Source organism: Streptomyces sp. NPDC005955, from assembly GCF_042871255.1.
Lineage (GTDB): Bacteria > Actinomycetota > Actinomycetes > Streptomycetales > Streptomycetaceae > Streptomyces.
Map to the genome: position 1 here is coordinate 51,090 of NZ_JBIAIF010000022.1, position 15,040 is coordinate 66,129.

Sequence of the window (15,040 nt, forward strand, 5' to 3'; positions counted from 1 at the left end):
GTCAGCCTCCGAGCTTCGACAGTGCGGCGTCGATGCGGGCCAGGGCGCGGTCCTTGCCGAGCACCTCCAGCGACTCGAACAGGGGCAGGCCCACGGTGCGGCCGGTGACGGCGACCCGGACCGGGGCCTGGGCCTTGCCGAGCTTCAGACCGTGCTCCTCGCCGGCCGCTAGGACGGCTTCCTTGAGCGCCTCGGGGCTGGTCCAGTCGGCGTCGGCGAGCTTGGCCCGGGCCGTGCGCAGCAGGGCGTCGGAGCCCTCCTTCATCGCCTTCTGCCAGGACGCCTCGTCCTGGACGGGCTCCTTGAGGAAGAGGAAGTCGACGTTGGCGGTGATGTCCGACAGGACGGTCAGCCGGGTCTGGGCGTAGGGGGCGATGGCCTCCCACACGGCCCGGTCGAAGTCCTCCGGCGCCCAGGGCGCGTGCGGGGCCCGCAGCCAGGGCTCGCAGCGCTCGGCGAAGGTCTTCGCGTCGAGCAGCCGGATGTGGTCGGCGTTGATCGATTCGGCCTTCTTGAGGTCGAACCGGGCCGGGTTGGCGTTGACGTCGGAGATCTCGAACGCGGCGACCATCTCGGCCAGCGAGAACACGTCCTGGTCGGCCGAGAAGAACCAGCCGAGCAGGGAGAGGTAGTTGAGCAGGCCCTCGGGGAGGAAGCCGCGCTCGCGGTAGAGGTTCAGCGAGGACTGCGGATCGCGCTTGGAGAGCTTCTTGTTGCCCTCGCCCATGACGTACGGCAGGTGGCCGAAGTCGGGGATCGCCTCGGCCAGGCCCAGGCCGATGAGGGCGCGGTACAGGGCGATCTGGCGGGGGGTGGAGGAGAGCAGGTCCTCGCCGCGCAGCACGTGCGTGATCCCCATGAGGGCGTCGTCGACGGGGTTGACGAGCGTGTACAGGGGGGCGCCGTTGGCGCGGACGATGCCGTAGTCCGGAACGTTCTCCGGGGTGAAGGTCAGTTCGCCGCGGACCAGGTCGGTGAAGGTGATCGGCTCGTCCGGCATCCGGAAGCGGATGATCGCGGTGCGGCCCTCGGCCTCGTACGCGGTCCGCTGGTCCTCGGTGAGGTCACGGCAGTGGCCGTCGTAGCCGGAGGGCTTCCCGGCGGCGCGGGCGGCCTCCCGGCGGGCGTCCAGCTCCTCGGTGGTGCAGTAGCAGGGGTACGCGTGGCCGGCCTCGCGCAGCTTCGCCGCCACGTCCGCGTAGACGTCCATGCGCTGCGACTGCCGGTACGGGGCGTGCGGGCCGCCGACCTCGGGGCCCTCGTCCCAGTCCAGCCCGAGCCAGCGCAGGGAGTCGAGGAGCTGCTCGTACGACTCCTCCGAGTCGCGGGCCGCGTCGGTGTCCTCGATGCGCAGGACCAGGGTGCCCTGGTGGTGCCGGGCGAAGGCCCAGTTGAACAGGGCGGTGCGGACCAGGCCCACATGGGGGTTGCCGGTCGGCGAGGGACAGAAACGTACACGGACGGGGCCGTTAACCACGCTGGATCACCTTGTTGGTGAGAGTGCCGATGCCTTCGATGGTGACGGCGACCTCGTCGCCGACGTTGAGGGGGCCGACCCCGGCCGGGGTGCCCGTGAGGATGACGTCCCCCGGGAGCAGGGTCATCGCCTCGGTGAGGTGCACGACCAGGTCCTCGATGGACCTGACCATGTCCTTGGTGTTGCCGAGCTGGCGTTGCTGGCCGTTGACCGTGCACTGCACGGTGAGGTCGCCGGCGGTCGCCAGGTCGATCCCGGTCTCGACCCAGGGGCCCAGGGGGCACGCGCCGTCGAAGCCCTTGGCCCGGGTCCACTGCCCGTCGCTGCGCTGGACGTCACGGGCGGTGATGTCGTTGGCGCAGGTGTAGCCGAGGATCACGTCCTTGACCCGCTCCCGGGGGACGTCCCGGCACAGTCGGCCGATCACCACGGCCAGCTCGGCCTCGTAGTGGACGTCCCGGGAGAAGGACGGGTAGGCGACGGGGTCGCGGTGGCCGACGACGGAGGTGCTCGGCTTGAGGAAGGAGACCGGGGTGCTCGGGACCTCGTTGCCGAGTTCCGCGGCGTGGTCGGCGTAGTTGCGGCCGATGCCGATGACCTTGCTCGGGAGCACCGGGGGCAACAGGCGCACCTGGTCCAGGGGGACGCGGGTGCCCGACAGTTCGAAGTCCGCGAACGGGATGCCCTTGATGATGTTCACGACGAGGCCGTCGGTGGAGCCGGGCGGGCCGTCACCCTCGACGGCGCCGAAGGCCACATGGCCGTCGATGGAGAACCTGGCGATGCGCACGGTGCCTTGCGCCCCTCTTGTTGCTGGCTGGAGATCGGGGGTCCAGGCTAACGCGGCTTCCCCGCGGAGCTCGGCGGCCACTCGCTGCCGGGTGATCGACCCGGCACGGGGAAGGGCCGGTGGCCCGCGGGGCGGTGCGCCCCCCTCGACGGGGGGCGGGCCGGGCTCAGGCGGTCGGGGCGGCGGGCTCGGGGACCTCGGTGAGGATCGTGCGGCGCGGGTTGGCCGTCTGCGTCGGCAGGTCGAGGGAGTGCGTGGGGACCTCGGCCGGGCCGAGACCGCTGGCGTCTTCGAGGTGGGCCAGCGTCGTACGGCGGGGGTTGGCGGTGGTGCGCGACGGCATCGTGGTCTTCATTTGGGGTGCGGACCCTGTCCTGGACTCGGGGCGCCGATTCACCGCCACGGGGCGCTCCCGGCGCGCGGGTTGTCATTTGTGCAATCGTTGTAAAGCGTCAGGCTAAACGCGCAATTCCCCGACGGGGGCCCGATAACGCCGAGGCAGGGGTGTGAGTTTGCTCACGAGTTGCTGGACATTTCCGGCATTTCACAGGGGGGCCTCGCACCCATGAATCGGACATTTATCACCTGAAGCGTTCATTCCGCTCCCGATCATGGCGACTGGGACACCCGGGCAATGCTGGCGCGTCACCGCAGTATGCCCGTTATGCCCCGGATGGGCTTCTACGTCCTGTCACGGGCGACGCACACCGTGTCACCGAGACCACGGCCTCACCCTCTGCTCTTGTTGGAGATCCTGCACTGTGCTGGAATTCCACGGACCGCCGCAGGAACCAGACCGGCGCACAGGGGGCGCAACGAAGCGCCGAGTGAGCGGCGGAACGAAGAACAGCGCCGGTCACTCACGACCACCACAGGGGTGCGGCAGCGCGCGGCGCCCCTGATTGACGCCGACACCGTCCCGCCACCGCGTGGGGGGACGCCTGGTCCAGAGGTTGCGACGCTAGTGCAGGGACGTTTCAAGAGGGATGGCAGCGGTCCGGCGGAGCCGGAGCCGCGCGGCGGGACCGACCGTGGCTCCTCGCCCCAGCACGCCCAGAACCCGGGACCCGTATCCGTGGTCAGCAGCGGCGACGGCGCCGCCCGTCCGGCCGCGCCCGGCGGACACCCGGGACCGACGGGACCGGGCGGCCAGCAGGAGGGGCCCCAGGGCCCCGGCGGCACGCCGCCCGCCGCCCCGAAGCCGAAGGCCAAGGCCCCGACCGGCCCCGGATCGCGAATAGCGCTCCGCAACTGGCGGATCTCGACCCGTCTGGTCTCGCTGCTCGCCCTCCCCGTGGTCGCCGCGACCTCGCTGGGCGCCCTGCGCATCAACCAGTCGATGGACGACATCCAGCAGCTCGACAACATGAAGCTGCTCACCGACATGACCAAGCAGGCGACCGAGCTGGCCGCCGCGCTCCAGGACGAGCGGGACAACTCCGCCGGTCCGCTGGCGCACGGCGGCAAGCCGACCGACTTCGAGGTCAAGGGCCCCCGCGAGCGCACGGACCGCGCCCGCGACACCTTCCTCCAGGGCACCAAGGCCGTCGACGAGGCCCGGGACCGCGAGGGCCTCGAAGGCGTGCACTCCAGCGTCCTGACGATCTCCAGCCAGCTGAGCGACCTGAAGGACACCCGCGAGAACGCGTACAAGGACCGCAACTCGTACTCGCAGACCGTCGACCAGTACAGCTCGCTGATCGAGGAACTGCTCTCCCTGTCGCAGGACATGGCGCAGGCCACCAGCAACCCGGAGATGGTCCAGCGGACCCGTGCCCTCGCGGCTTTCTCGTCCGCCAAGGAGTACGCGTCCGTCCAGCGCGCGGTCATCGCCGCGGCCCTGCCCCCGAACAAGACGGACCGCGGCCGGCTCACCGAGCTGGACCGGCGCTACGCCAAGAGCGTCGCCGACAAGGAAGACTCCGAGCTCACCACCTTCCAGCAGATCTACGAAGGTGACGACGGCGAGCTGCTGAAGCCCATCGACAAGGGCCAGGCGACGATCAAGGAGGCCGCGGAGTACACCCGCCGCGTCCTGGCGACCGAAGGCGGGCTCCAGGCCGCCTCCAAGCGGTCGTACAAGGACTGGCTGGACTCCAGCACCACCAAGATCGAAGCGATGAAGAACATCGAGCGGACGCTGCTCGGTGAGATGGAGCAGAAGGCCCGCGAGCTGCGCAAGGAGTCGGAGCGCGGAGCGATCATCAGCGGTGCGCTGATCCTGATCGTCCTCGGCGTCTCCCTCGTCGGCGCGTTCGTGGTGGCCCGCTCCATGATCCGCTCGCTGCGACGGCTCCAGGACACGGCGACCAGGGTCGCCCAGGACCGGCTCCCCGAGCTGGTCAAGCAGCTGTCCGAGACTGACCCGCAGGACGTCGACACCTCCGTCGAGTCGGTCGGCGTGCACTCCCGGGACGAGATCGGCCAGGTGGCCGCGGCCTTCGACGACGTGCACCGCGAAGCGGTCCGGCTGGCCGCCGAGCAGGCCCTGCTGCGGGGCAACGTCAACGCGATGTTCACCAACCTCTCGCGCCGTTCCCAGGGCCTCATCCAGCGCCAGCTCTCGCTGATCTCCGAGCTGGAGTCCCGCGAGGCCGACCCCGACCAGCTCTCGTCGCTGTTCAAGCTCGACCACCTCGCGACCCGCATGCGCCGTAACGGTGAGAACCTGCTCGTCCTCGCGGGTGAGGAGCCCGGCCGCCGCTGGACCCGTCCGGTGCCGCTGGTCGACGTGTTGCGCGCCGCCGCCTCCGAGGTGGAGCAGTACGAGCGCATCGAGCTGTCGTCGGTGCCGGGCACCGAGGTCGCCGGCCGGGTCGTCAACGACCTCGTGCACCTCCTCGCCGAGCTGCTGGAGAACGCCACCTCGTTCTCCTCGCCGCAGACCAAGGTCAAGGTCACCGGGCACGCCCTGCCCGACGGCCGGGTGCTCATCGAGATCCACGACACCGGCATCGGCCTCTCCCCCGAGGACCTGGCGGCGATCAACGAACGCCTCGCCTCGCCGCCCACCGTGGACGTCTCGGTCTCCCGCCGCATGGGCCTGTTCGTGGTCGGCCGGCTGTCCCAGCGGCACGGCATCCGCATCCAGTTGCGCCCCTCGGACTCCGGCGGCACCACCGCCCTGGTCATGCTCCCCGTCGACGTCGCCCAGGGCGGCAAGCGGGGACCGGTCGGCAAGCCGGGCATGCCCGGCGGCCCCGGCCCCTCGGGTGCTCCCGGCGTCCCGTCCGGCGGTCCCGCCGCCGCCCAGGCGTCGGCCGGTGCCTCCGCCGCCCGCCGGGGCGGTCAGGGTCCCGCTGCCGGACGGCCCGGGGTGAGTGCTCCCCAGGGCGGTCCGCGCGCAGCGCTGCCGGGCCGGGACGGAGCTCCGCAGGGTCCCGGTGGACCGGGCGGTGCCATGCCTCCCGGCGCTCCGCAGGGACGTCCGGCGCCCACGGGTGCCGGCCCCTTCGGCCAGGGCGCCCCGGGCGGTCAGGGCGCGGGTCCGCACGGACTCCAGTCCACCGGGACGGGCCTGCCGGGTCGCCCCGGCGCTCGTCCCCAGGGACAGCCCGGACAGCCCGGACCGGGTGCGCCCGGCGGTCCGCGACCGGACGGCCGCCCCGGCGGTGGCGGCTCCGGCCGCCCCGGCGGTGCCCCCACGTTCGACGGGTTCGGCAACCGCACCGGTGCCCGTCCGACGCAGGGCGACGGCCGGCCCGAGCGCGGCCCGGCGCAGGACGGCCACCGTCCGCAGCTCCCGGCCCGCGGCGGCCCGCGGGCCGAACTGCCGGGCACCGGCGTTCCGCAGCCGACTCCCGGCTGGGACGACGAGGGCGCACGCCCCGCCGCCCCCCGGGCGAACGGCGAGGCCCCGCGGGGCCACGAGGAGCCCGGCGCGACCTCGCAGTTCCCCCAGTTCGACGCGTACCCGGGCGCCTCGCCCGTTGACACCTCGGCCTTCCCCCCGGTGGACGAGCGCCGTGGCGGCCCCGCCCCGGAGTTCAACCGGCCCGACGGCGACGCCCGGGTGTCCTCGCAGGACTTCGGCGCACCGCGCCCGGACCCCGGCCACCAGCAGCCCGGCGGCGGGCAGGACGGTCAGTTCGTCCGCTCGGACGTCTTCGGGACCCCGGCGGCCCCGGCCGCTCCGGCTCCGCAGGGGCCGGCCGACACCGGTCAGTTCCCGGTGGTCCAGCCGACCGCCTACGAGGACCGCACGCCGAGCGTGCCCGGTTACGGCCGGGGCCCGGCGGACACCGGCCAGTTCGAACGCCCCGCTCAGGAGGCCGGCCCGTACGAGCAGCCGGCCCAGGACACCGGCCGGTTCGAACCGCCCGCCCACGACACCGGCCAGTTCGAACGGCCCGCCCACGAGCCGGGCCCGTACGCGCAGCCCGTCCAGGACACCGGCTCGTACGAGCGCCCCGTCCTGGACAGCAGCGGCACCGGTCAGTACGAGCTGCCGGCCCAGGACCCGGGCCGGACCGGCCAGTTCGAGCGCCCCGCCCACGACACCGGCTCGTACGAGCGGCCGGTGCCGCAGTACGGGCAGGAGGCCCCCCAGGTGCCCGGCGCCGGGTTGCCCCCCGCGGGCCCGGGCGACGGCCGCACCCCGCTGTACGACACGTTGGAGACGGACTGGTTCCGCGGCCAGCGGGCCGCCGAGCAGCCGGTGGACGACGCCGCCCGCGCCGAGGGCCCCGGGCTCCCGGAGCGCCCGTCGCTGCCGGCCCGTGCCGAGGAGCACCCCGGTGCGCAGGTCGCCCCCGCGGCGGGTCCCGCGGCCGGCACCGGCTCCTGGCGGACCTCGCCCAACGACGAACTCGTCCGGCAGGCCGAGCGGGTGCGCCAGCCCACCGCGGGCGGCGTCACCACCTCGGGGCTGCCCCGGCGGGTGCCCCGTGCGAACCTCGTTGCGGGCACGGCCCAGCAACAGCAGAACCAGACCGGTCCGCAGGTCTCGCGCGCGCCCGATGACGTGCGCGGACGGCTGACCAATCTCCGAAGGGGCATCCAGCAGGGACGACAGGCCGGCAACGGTCCGTCGACCGGCAGCTATCCCCGCCCCACTCACCAGCAGGAGCACTAAGTTGAGCCCGATGAGCCAGGCGGCACAGAACCTGAACTGGTTGATCACCAACTTCGTGGACAACACCCCCGGGGTGTCCCACACCGTGGTGGTCTCCGCCGACGGACTCCTTCTGGCGATGTCGGAAGGGTTTCCGCGGGACCGGGCCGACCAGCTCGCCGCGGTCGCGTCCGGCCTGACCTCGCTGACCGCGGGAGCCTCGCGGATCTTCGAGGGCGGTACCGTGACCCAGACCGTGGTGGAGATGGAGCGCGGCTTCCTCTTCCTCATGTCGGTCTCGGACGGCTCCTCGCTGGCCGTCCTGGCCCACCCCGAGTGCGACATCGGTCTCGTCGGGTACGAGATGGCCCTGCTCGTGGACCGCGCGGGATCGGTGCTCACTCCGGACCTGCGCGCAGAACTCCAGGGGAGCCTCCTCCACTGAACCCGCCTTCCCGTCTCCCGCCCCGTCCGTCCCGTCCGACCCACTGCCCAGCCGATCGAACCGCCCCACTCACCGTCCGGCCGCCATTCGATCCCCCCACCGGCTCTGTCAGACGGCACGCAGACTCCCTGCTGTCCCGCCCGGAGGATTCATGACCCCGCCACCCGCCTCTCACGATCAGTACGGAGCCTCACACCACGCGCCGTACACGCAGGAGGGCGACCAGCCGCTGGTGCGTCCGTACGCGATGACCGGCGGTCGGACCAGGCCGCGGTACCAGCTCGCCATCGAAGCCCTGGTGAGCACCACCGCCGACCCCGCCGCGCTGATGGGGCTGCTCCCCGAGCACCAGCGGATCTGCCACCTGTGCCGTGAGGTCAAGTCGGTCGCCGAGGTCTCGGCGTTGCTGTCGATGCCCCTCGGGGTGGCCCGGATCCTCGTGGCCGACCTGGCGGAAGCGGGACTGGTGGCCATTCACCAGCCCGGCGGCGACGAGAACGCCGGTGGTCAGCCGGACGTGACACTGCTCGAAAGGGTGCTCAGTGGACTTCGCAAGCTCTGACTCGGGGGCGGCGCGCTCGACCACCAGCGCGAAGATCGTGGTGGCGGGCGGCTTCGGCGTGGGCAAGACCACGTTCGTCGGCGCGGTCTCGGAGATCAACCCGCTGCGTACCGAGGCCGTCATGACGTCCGCCAGCGCGGGGATCGACGACCTCACACACACCGGCGACAAGACCACCACCACGGTGGCCATGGACTTCGGCCGCATCACACTCGACCAGGACCTCATCCTCTACCTGTTCGGCACCCCCGGACAGGACCGCTTCTGGTTCATGTGGGACGACCTCGTACGCGGCGCCATCGGCGCCGTCGTCCTGGTCGACACCCGCCGCCTCGCCGACTGCTTCCCCGCCGTCGACTACTTCGAGAACTCCGGCCTCCCCTTCGTCATCGCCCTCAACGGCTTCGACGGACACCAGCCGTACACCCCGGACGAAGTGCGCGAGGCCCTCCAGATCGGCCCCGACGCCCCCATCATCACCACCGACGCCCGCCACCGCGCCGACGCCAAGAGTGCGCTCATCACCCTCGTGGAACACGCCCTCATGGCCCGACTGCGGTAGGCAGCAAGTCATCTCCCGCCTACGGAAGTTGCCGTAGGCAAACGAGAACCCGCCGTGCGGTCCGCGACGGTGGGTGACCGTGTTCATAACGTTTCGAAAGAGAATTGCGCCGCAGTGGCCACGTGTCGGAGTCGCACGGTGCCGCAGCGCCACCAGAGCCCCGCCTTTTGGCGGGGCTCGCTCTTTATGACCGTTTTATCTGGGGTCCCGCGGAGCCGGAACCCTCGCATCCGACTGTTTGGAATCGCACAGCCTGACGTGCTGGAATGCGCTGAACTGCCCAGTAGCCACGGGCAGCCCGGAGACGATGCGGCACAAGGATTGGTGCCGACGCCGAGAGGTTGTTGGTCGAGTGAGGCGAGGCAAGAGCACTCCCGAGCCGTCGGCGCGGGGCAACTTCACCCCGCCGCCCCGCGCGGCGGCGCCCTCGAACATATCCGCCGCACCTGGACCCGGCCCCGCCCCGGCGGGCCGCTCCGGCGGCCGGCTCTCGCCCCGCAACTGGCGCGTGCCGGCCCGGCTGAACGCCATCCTGCTGCTGCCCGTCCTGGTGGGCCTCGTCATGGGCGGCTTCCAGGTCAAGGGGTCCGTCGACACCTGGCACGAGGCCGAGGACGCCGAGGCCACCGCCCGGCTCGTCCGGGCCTCCCTCACCTACGCCAACCGACTCATCGACGAGCGTGACGTCACGGCCGCCCCCCTGCTCCGGGGCCGCACCGACGACCCGGTGATCGCCCAGTCCCGCGGGGCGACCGACACCGCGGCCGCGGAGTTCGACGTCGCCGCCCGCAACATGCCGGACGACGCGGGCCTCAAGCGGCGCTTGGCGGCGTTCCGCACGGTGGAGGGCGACCTCACCGAGCTGCGTTCCGCCGCGTACACCGGGAAGCTGTCGGGGGTGCGGACCGAGGAGGGCTACGTCGAGGTCCAGCACCCCCTGATGGAGTTCGCCAACGAGCTCGGGCTCGGCACCGGCAACATCACCAGCTACGGGCGGACCGTGTACGCCATCTCGCTGGGCAAGGCCGCGGTGTCGCTGCAACGTTCCGTCGGCATGCACCTGCTGGTCGCGCCCGGCCCCGACGCCACCAGCCTGGACCGTCAGAAGCTGGCCGTCAGCAGCTACGCGTACTTGGAGGGCATCGCCCTGGACGAGTACGCCGGCGGCGGCACCCCCGAGGACATGGCGCGGCTGGAGCAGGTCACCGAGAAGGTCAAGTCGGACACCAAGGCCCTGGTCGAGAAGGCCGAGGACGGGGCCGACGCGCGCGGCAAGGAGTACGTGCCCCCGCCGTCGACCACCGAGATGGTGGCCAAGATGGCCGCGCTGACCGGCACCGGGCGCGGGGCCCGCGCGGCGCTCACCGAGGACGGCGTCACCGCCGACAGCTGGTGGGCGGTGAACACCCTCAAGTTCGACGGGTACCGCACCATCGAGGCCGAACTGGCCGACAAGGCGGTGAACGAGGCCGCCGGGATCGCGGACGGCGCCCGCCAGGACACCTTCCTCACCAGTGCGGCGGTCGTGGTCGCCCTGCTCACCGCGTTCCTCCTGGCCGGGCTCATGGCCCGGCAGATGAGCCACTCCATGAGCCGGTTGCGCAACGCGGCCTTCGGCATCGCCGAGCAGCGGCTGCCGATGCTGGTCGACCAGTTGTCGCGGGCCGAGCCGGGCCGGGTCGACACCCGGGTGGAGCCCATCCCGATCCACACGACGGACGAGATCGGCGAGGTGGCCCGCGCCTTCGACCAGGTGCACCGCGAGGCCGTGCGACTCGCCTCCGAGCAGGCCCTGTTGCGGGGCAACATCAACGCGATCTTCACCAACCTCTCGCGCCGCAACCAGTCCCTCATCGAGGGCCAGCTGACGCTGATCACGGAGTTGGAGAACAGCGAGGCCGATCCGGACCAGTTGGAGAGCCTGTTCCGGCTGGACCACCTGGCCACCCGCATGCGGCGCAACGGCGAGAACCTGCTCGTCCTCGCGGGCGAGGAGCCCGGGAGCCGCTGGGACCAGCCGGTGCCGTTGATCGACGTGCTGCGCGCCTCCTCCTCGGAGGTGGAGCAGTACGAGCGCATCGAGCTGTCCGGGGTGCCCGAGGCGGACATCCACGGTCGCGCGGTCACCGACCTGGTGCACCTGCTGTCCGAGCTGTTGGAGAACGCGACGACGTTCTCCTCGCCGCAGACCAGGGTCAAGGTGACCGCGACCCGGCTGCCCGACGCCCGGATCATGATCGAGATCCATGACAAGGGCATCGGTCTGACCACCGAGGACTTCGCGGACATCAACCACAAGCTGGCCAATCCCCCGACCGTGGACGCCGCGGTCTCCCAGCGCATGGGGCTGTTCGTGGTCGGTCGGCTGGCCGACCGGCACGGCATCCGCGTCCAGTTGCGTCCCTCGGGCGAGCAGGCCGGGACGACCTCCCTGGTCATGCTGCCCGACGCGATCACGCACGGGGCCGGTGCCGAGCCGTCGGGTGACGTCCCGCCGGTGGAGGGGGCCGGGAGCACCCCGCTGGCGCAGATGATCTCCGGACAGCCCGGCCGGGGCGCCGGTCCCCTGCGGACCGCCGCCGAGCTGGGATTCGACGACAGCCGGTACCCGCAGGCAGCCGACGGGGTCCGGGAGCCGGACCCGGCGGAAGCGCCGCTGCGGTCACCGGAGCACGCGGTGTCCCCGGAGGGCGGGCCCGAGAGCGGCGCCCACCCGGGCGGTCCGGGCCACGACGGGAGTGTTCCGCAGCCCACCGCCTACGACCCGCACCAGCCCTACCAGGACGCCCCGGTCGGCTATCCGCCGCAACCGGTGAACGGGTACCCGCAGCAGCACTCCGACGCCTACGGACAGGTGTCCGGAACCTCCTACGAGGACCCCTTCTTCAGGTCGTCCGACGGCTATCAGGAACAGTCCCATCCGGAAGCCGACCGACAAGATCCGGACGGAATCGCGCCGGAACCTTTCGGCGGTTACGAGGCGCGGCCCCACCAGCCGGGGTGGCAGCACGGACACGGCTACCCGGAGGGCCTCCAGCAGGACCCTGCGGGGTATCCGGAATCCGTACGGCCCGCTGACGCGGGTGCCGCGGAACGCGTAGGCTTCGATCGTCCGGAACCGACCGCGGTCGCTGGTCATCCGCTGACCGGTGCCGGTCTGCCCCGTCGTGGCTCCCCGTCGAGCGACGACGGCGCCCCGGGAACGGGTCGGCAGTGGCTGTCGGACGCCGGCCGGGACCTCGACGGACCGCGGCGGTCGACGTCGGACGAGCGGCCGGGGGACGACGGGAGCGGGAACGGCGGTGACTGGCGCTCGGCCAACGACGACCGGTGGCAGCGCGCCGAACAGCTCCGCAGGCCCAAGGCCGACGGGGTCACCGCTTCCGGGCTGCCGCGACGGGTGCCCAGGGCCAATCTGGTCGAGGGCACCGCGGAGCAGACCCCGCAGGGCGGCCCGCAGGTCTCCCGCGCGCCCGAGGACGTCAGGGGCAGGCTCAGCAACCTGCGCCGGGGCGTCCAACGGGGGCGTCAGGCGGGAAGTGAGAAGAACGGCCAGGCCACTGGGGATGACCACAGTGGTTCTGGGAGCACCTACAACCAGGAGCGTTAGTGTGAGCCCGATGAGCCAGGCGGCACAGAACCTGAACTGGTTGATCACCAACTTCGTGGACAACACCCCCGGGGTGTCCCACACCGTGGTGGTCTCCGCCGACGGACTCCTTCTGGCGATGTCGGAAGGGTTTCCGCGGGACCGGGCCGACCAGCTCGCCGCGGTCGCGTCCGGCCTGACCTCGCTGACCGCGGGAGCCTCGCGGATCTTCGAAGGCGGCAGCGTGAACCAGACCGTCGTGGAGATGGAGCGCGGCTTCCTCTTCCTCATGTCGATCTCGGACGGCTCCTCGCTGGCCGTCCTGGCCCACCCCGAGGCCGACATCGGCCTCATCGGGTACGAGATGGCCCTGCTGGTCGACCGCGCGGGGTCGGTACTCACTCCGGACCTGCGCGCCGAGCTCCAGGGGAGCCTGCTCAACTGAGCGGCGCCCACGGGAGGTTCCGGGAAGAGGGATACTTCCCGGACGGCATTCCCCTCACCGACGGTCAGGCGATGCGTAGGCACGTCCCGGAGTCGTAAGGTTTCGGGACGCGGCTCCCCACGGTTGGGTGCCCGGCACAGCAGGAGGAGGAAGAAGTGGCAACATCCCCAAGCGGTTCCCCGGGTCACTGGTCGTACGGCCAGGAGCACGGCGAAGACTCGCGGAACCGGTACAACTTCCCCTCCACGCCGAGCAGTCGACCACAGCAACCCCTGCCCCAACCGGCCCAGCGGCCCCAGGGTCCCTCGCCCTACACGTCGCACCGGCCGCGCGTACCCCGTGTTCCCCCCGTGTACCCCCAGCGCCGGGCACCCGACCCGGCGCCGGCGGGTTCCGCGAGCAACCCCCTCGTGCGTCCGTACGCCATGACCGGCGGACGGACCAGGCCGCGGTACCAGCTCGCCATCGAGGCGCTGGTGCACACCACCGCACAACCGCACCAGCTCCAAGGGCAATTGCCGGAGCACCAGCGGATCTGCAATCTGTGCCGGGAGATCAAGTCGATCGCCGAGGTCTCGGCGTTGCTGACGATCCCTCTCGGTGTGGCCAGGATCCTCGTCGCCGACTTGGCGGAGGCGGGACTGGTCGCCATTCATCAGCCCGGCGGCGACGACAGCGCCGGCGGGCAGCCAGACGTGACATTGCTCGAAAGGGTGCTCAGTGGACTTCGCAAGCTCTAGCGGCGGATCCGCCCGGTCGACCACCAGCGCGAAGATCGTGGTGGCGGGCGGCTTCGGCGTGGGCAAGACCACGTTCGTCGGCGCGGTCTCGGAGATCAACCCGCTGCGTACCGAGGCCGTCATGACGTCCGCCAGCGCGGGGATCGACGACCTCACACACACCGGCGACAAGACCACCACCACGGTGGCCATGGACTTCGGCCGCATCACACTCGACCAGGACCTCATCCTCTACCTGTTCGGCACCCCCGGACAGGACCGCTTCTGGTTCATGTGGGACGACCTCGTACGCGGCGCCATCGGCGCCATCGTGCTGGTCGACACCCGCCGCCTCGCCGACTGCTTCCCCGCCGTCGACTACTTCGAGAACTCCGGCCTCCCCTTCGTCATCGCCCTCAACGGCTTCGACGGAAGTCAGCCCTACACCCCGGACGAAGTGCGCGAGGCCCTCCAGATCGGCCCCGACACCCCCATCATCACCACCGACGCCCGCCACCGCGCCGACGCCAAGAGTGCGCTCATCACCCTCGTGGAACACGCCCTCATGGCCCGACTGCGCTGATCGGCGCTCCGTACCGGGCGGGGTGCGGAGGAGACGGAAGGAGCCGCACCGGTACGCATCCGGTGCGGCTCCCCTTCGTTGCGGACCCGTTAGGCGGTGGACGTCCCGGGGCAGGCGTGCACACATGACCACCACCCCGGACGGACGTCCCGTACCACCGCCGTGCGCCGATGAACGCACCATGTTGGAGAGCTGGTTGGAGCTGCACCGGGCGACCCTGGTGCTCAAGTGCGAGGGGTTGGACGACGCCCAGGCCCGTACCGCCTCGGTGGAGCCCTCCCGGATGACCCTGTTGGGCCTGGTGCAGCACCTGGCGGAGGTGGAACGCACCTGGTTCCAGCGGGTGTTCGCGGCCCGTGAGGTGCCGCGGGTCCACCCCGAGTCGGGCGACGACGGCTTCGCCCTGGTACCGGGGCTGACCCTGGAGCGGGCGCTCGCCGACTGGCGGGCCGAGGTCGAGGGGGGCCGGTCGCTCACCGCGGACGCCGGGCTGGACGACCTGGGCGTGCTGTCACCGGAGAACGCCCAGGTCGCCGGTGGGAAGGAGGTGTCCCTGCGCTGGATCCTGGTGCACCTGATCGAGGAGTACGCCCGGCACAACGGGCACGCGGACCTGCTGCGCGAGCGCCTGGACGGACGCGTGGGCGCCTAGGGCGGCCCGGCGAGGGCATCCGGCAGAACGCCGTCGGGCCCCCCCCCGGGGGGGGGGGGGGGCCCCCGGGGGGGGGGGGGGGCCGGGGGGCCGGCCCCCCCCCCCCGCGGGGCGGCGCCCCCCCCCGGGCGCGCCCCCCCCCCCCCCCCCGGCGGGGGCCCGG

The 15,040-nt window shown here is 71.9% G+C and carries 12 protein-coding genes; 9 read left to right on the plus strand and 3 right to left on the minus strand.

What is annotated here, in order from left to right; all coding sequences use genetic code 11:
* Window position 1 precedes the first annotated feature (1 nt).
* From gltX to ACFYOU_RS32490, 3 genes are all read right to left on the minus strand, one after another.
* A complete protein-coding gene (gene gltX / locus ACFYOU_RS32480) occupies window positions 2–1,477 on the minus strand; it encodes a glutamate--tRNA ligase (RefSeq protein ID WP_391310775.1) in 1,476 nt (491 codons plus the stop codon).
* Complete coding sequence (locus ACFYOU_RS32485) at window positions 1,470–2,267, minus strand: fumarylacetoacetate hydrolase family protein (RefSeq protein ID WP_389766675.1); 798 nt, start codon at window positions 2,265–2,267, stop codon at window positions 1,470–1,472. The genes gltX and ACFYOU_RS32485 overlap by 8 nt, the downstream gene beginning before the upstream one ends.
* 166 nt (window positions 2,268–2,433) lie before the next feature.
* Window positions 2,434–2,622, minus strand: a complete 189-nt coding sequence (locus ACFYOU_RS32490; RefSeq protein ID WP_385491422.1) for a hypothetical protein — start codon at window positions 2,620–2,622, stop codon at window positions 2,434–2,436.
* A 609-nt stretch (window positions 2,623–3,231) separates the two neighbouring features.
* On the opposite strand from ACFYOU_RS32490, the gene ACFYOU_RS32495 reads away from it, so the two are divergent.
* The 9 genes from ACFYOU_RS32495 (at window position 3,232) to ACFYOU_RS32535 (ending at window position 14,877) form a co-directional block, all read left to right on the plus strand.
* Window positions 3,232–7,341: a nitrate- and nitrite sensing domain-containing protein gene (locus ACFYOU_RS32495; protein ID WP_391310778.1), complete on the plus strand. Its 4,110-nt coding sequence runs from the start codon at window positions 3,232–3,234 to the stop codon at window positions 7,339–7,341.
* Window positions 7,342–7,351: 10 nt separating this feature from the next.
* The gene (locus ACFYOU_RS32500; RefSeq protein WP_385491416.1) at window positions 7,352–7,765 is read left to right on the plus strand and encodes a roadblock/LC7 domain-containing protein; all 414 of its coding nucleotides are present in this window, start codon (window positions 7,352–7,354) and stop codon (window positions 7,763–7,765) included.
* Window positions 7,766–7,916: 151 nt separating this feature from the next.
* A complete protein-coding gene (locus tag ACFYOU_RS32505; protein WP_385491414.1) occupies window positions 7,917–8,327 on the plus strand; it encodes a DUF742 domain-containing protein in 411 nt (136 codons plus the stop codon).
* Window positions 8,308–8,889: an ATP/GTP-binding protein gene (locus tag ACFYOU_RS32510; protein ID WP_385491411.1), complete on the plus strand. Its 582-nt coding sequence runs from the start codon at window positions 8,308–8,310 to the stop codon at window positions 8,887–8,889. Before ACFYOU_RS32505 ends, ACFYOU_RS32510 begins: the two co-directional genes overlap by 20 nt.
* Window positions 8,890–9,241: 352 nt before the next feature.
* Window positions 9,242–12,499: a nitrate- and nitrite sensing domain-containing protein gene (locus tag ACFYOU_RS32515; protein WP_391310782.1), complete on the plus strand. Its 3,258-nt coding sequence runs from the start codon at window positions 9,242–9,244 to the stop codon at window positions 12,497–12,499.
* Window positions 12,500–12,509: 10 nt separating this feature from the next.
* The gene (locus tag ACFYOU_RS32520; protein WP_190151225.1) at window positions 12,510–12,923 is read left to right on the plus strand and encodes a roadblock/LC7 domain-containing protein; all 414 of its coding nucleotides are present in this window, start codon (window positions 12,510–12,512) and stop codon (window positions 12,921–12,923) included.
* A 155-nt stretch (window positions 12,924–13,078) separates the two neighbouring features.
* Window positions 13,079–13,663: a DUF742 domain-containing protein gene (locus ACFYOU_RS32525; RefSeq protein ID WP_389772220.1), complete on the plus strand. Its 585-nt coding sequence runs from the start codon at window positions 13,079–13,081 to the stop codon at window positions 13,661–13,663.
* Window positions 13,644–14,225, plus strand: coding sequence for an ATP/GTP-binding protein (locus ACFYOU_RS32530; protein WP_385491403.1), 582 nt, complete (start codon window positions 13,644–13,646; stop codon window positions 14,223–14,225). The genes ACFYOU_RS32525 and ACFYOU_RS32530 overlap by 20 nt, the downstream gene beginning before the upstream one ends.
* A gap of 124 nt (window positions 14,226–14,349) precedes the next feature.
* Entirely contained in the window at window positions 14,350–14,877 is a 528-nt protein-coding gene (locus tag ACFYOU_RS32535) for a DUF664 domain-containing protein (protein WP_391310785.1), read from the plus strand.
* Window positions 14,878–15,040 lie beyond the last annotated feature (163 nt).

Coding starts and splice junctions, on each gene's coding strand:
- ACFYOU_RS32505 (WP_385491414.1), top strand. CDS start 7,917: ATGACCCCGCCACCCGCCTCTCACGATCAGTACGGAGCCTCACACCAC.
- ACFYOU_RS32500 (WP_385491416.1), top strand. CDS start 7,352: ATGAGCCAGGCGGCACAGAACCTGAACTGGTTGATCACCAACTTCGTG.
- ACFYOU_RS32535 (WP_391310785.1), top strand. CDS start 14,350: ATGACCACCACCCCGGACGGACGTCCCGTACCACCGCCGTGCGCCGAT.
- ACFYOU_RS32490 (WP_385491422.1), bottom strand. CDS start 2,622: ATGAAGACCACGATGCCGTCGCGCACCACCGCCAACCCCCGCCGTACG.
- ACFYOU_RS32520 (WP_190151225.1), top strand. CDS start 12,510: ATGAGCCAGGCGGCACAGAACCTGAACTGGTTGATCACCAACTTCGTG.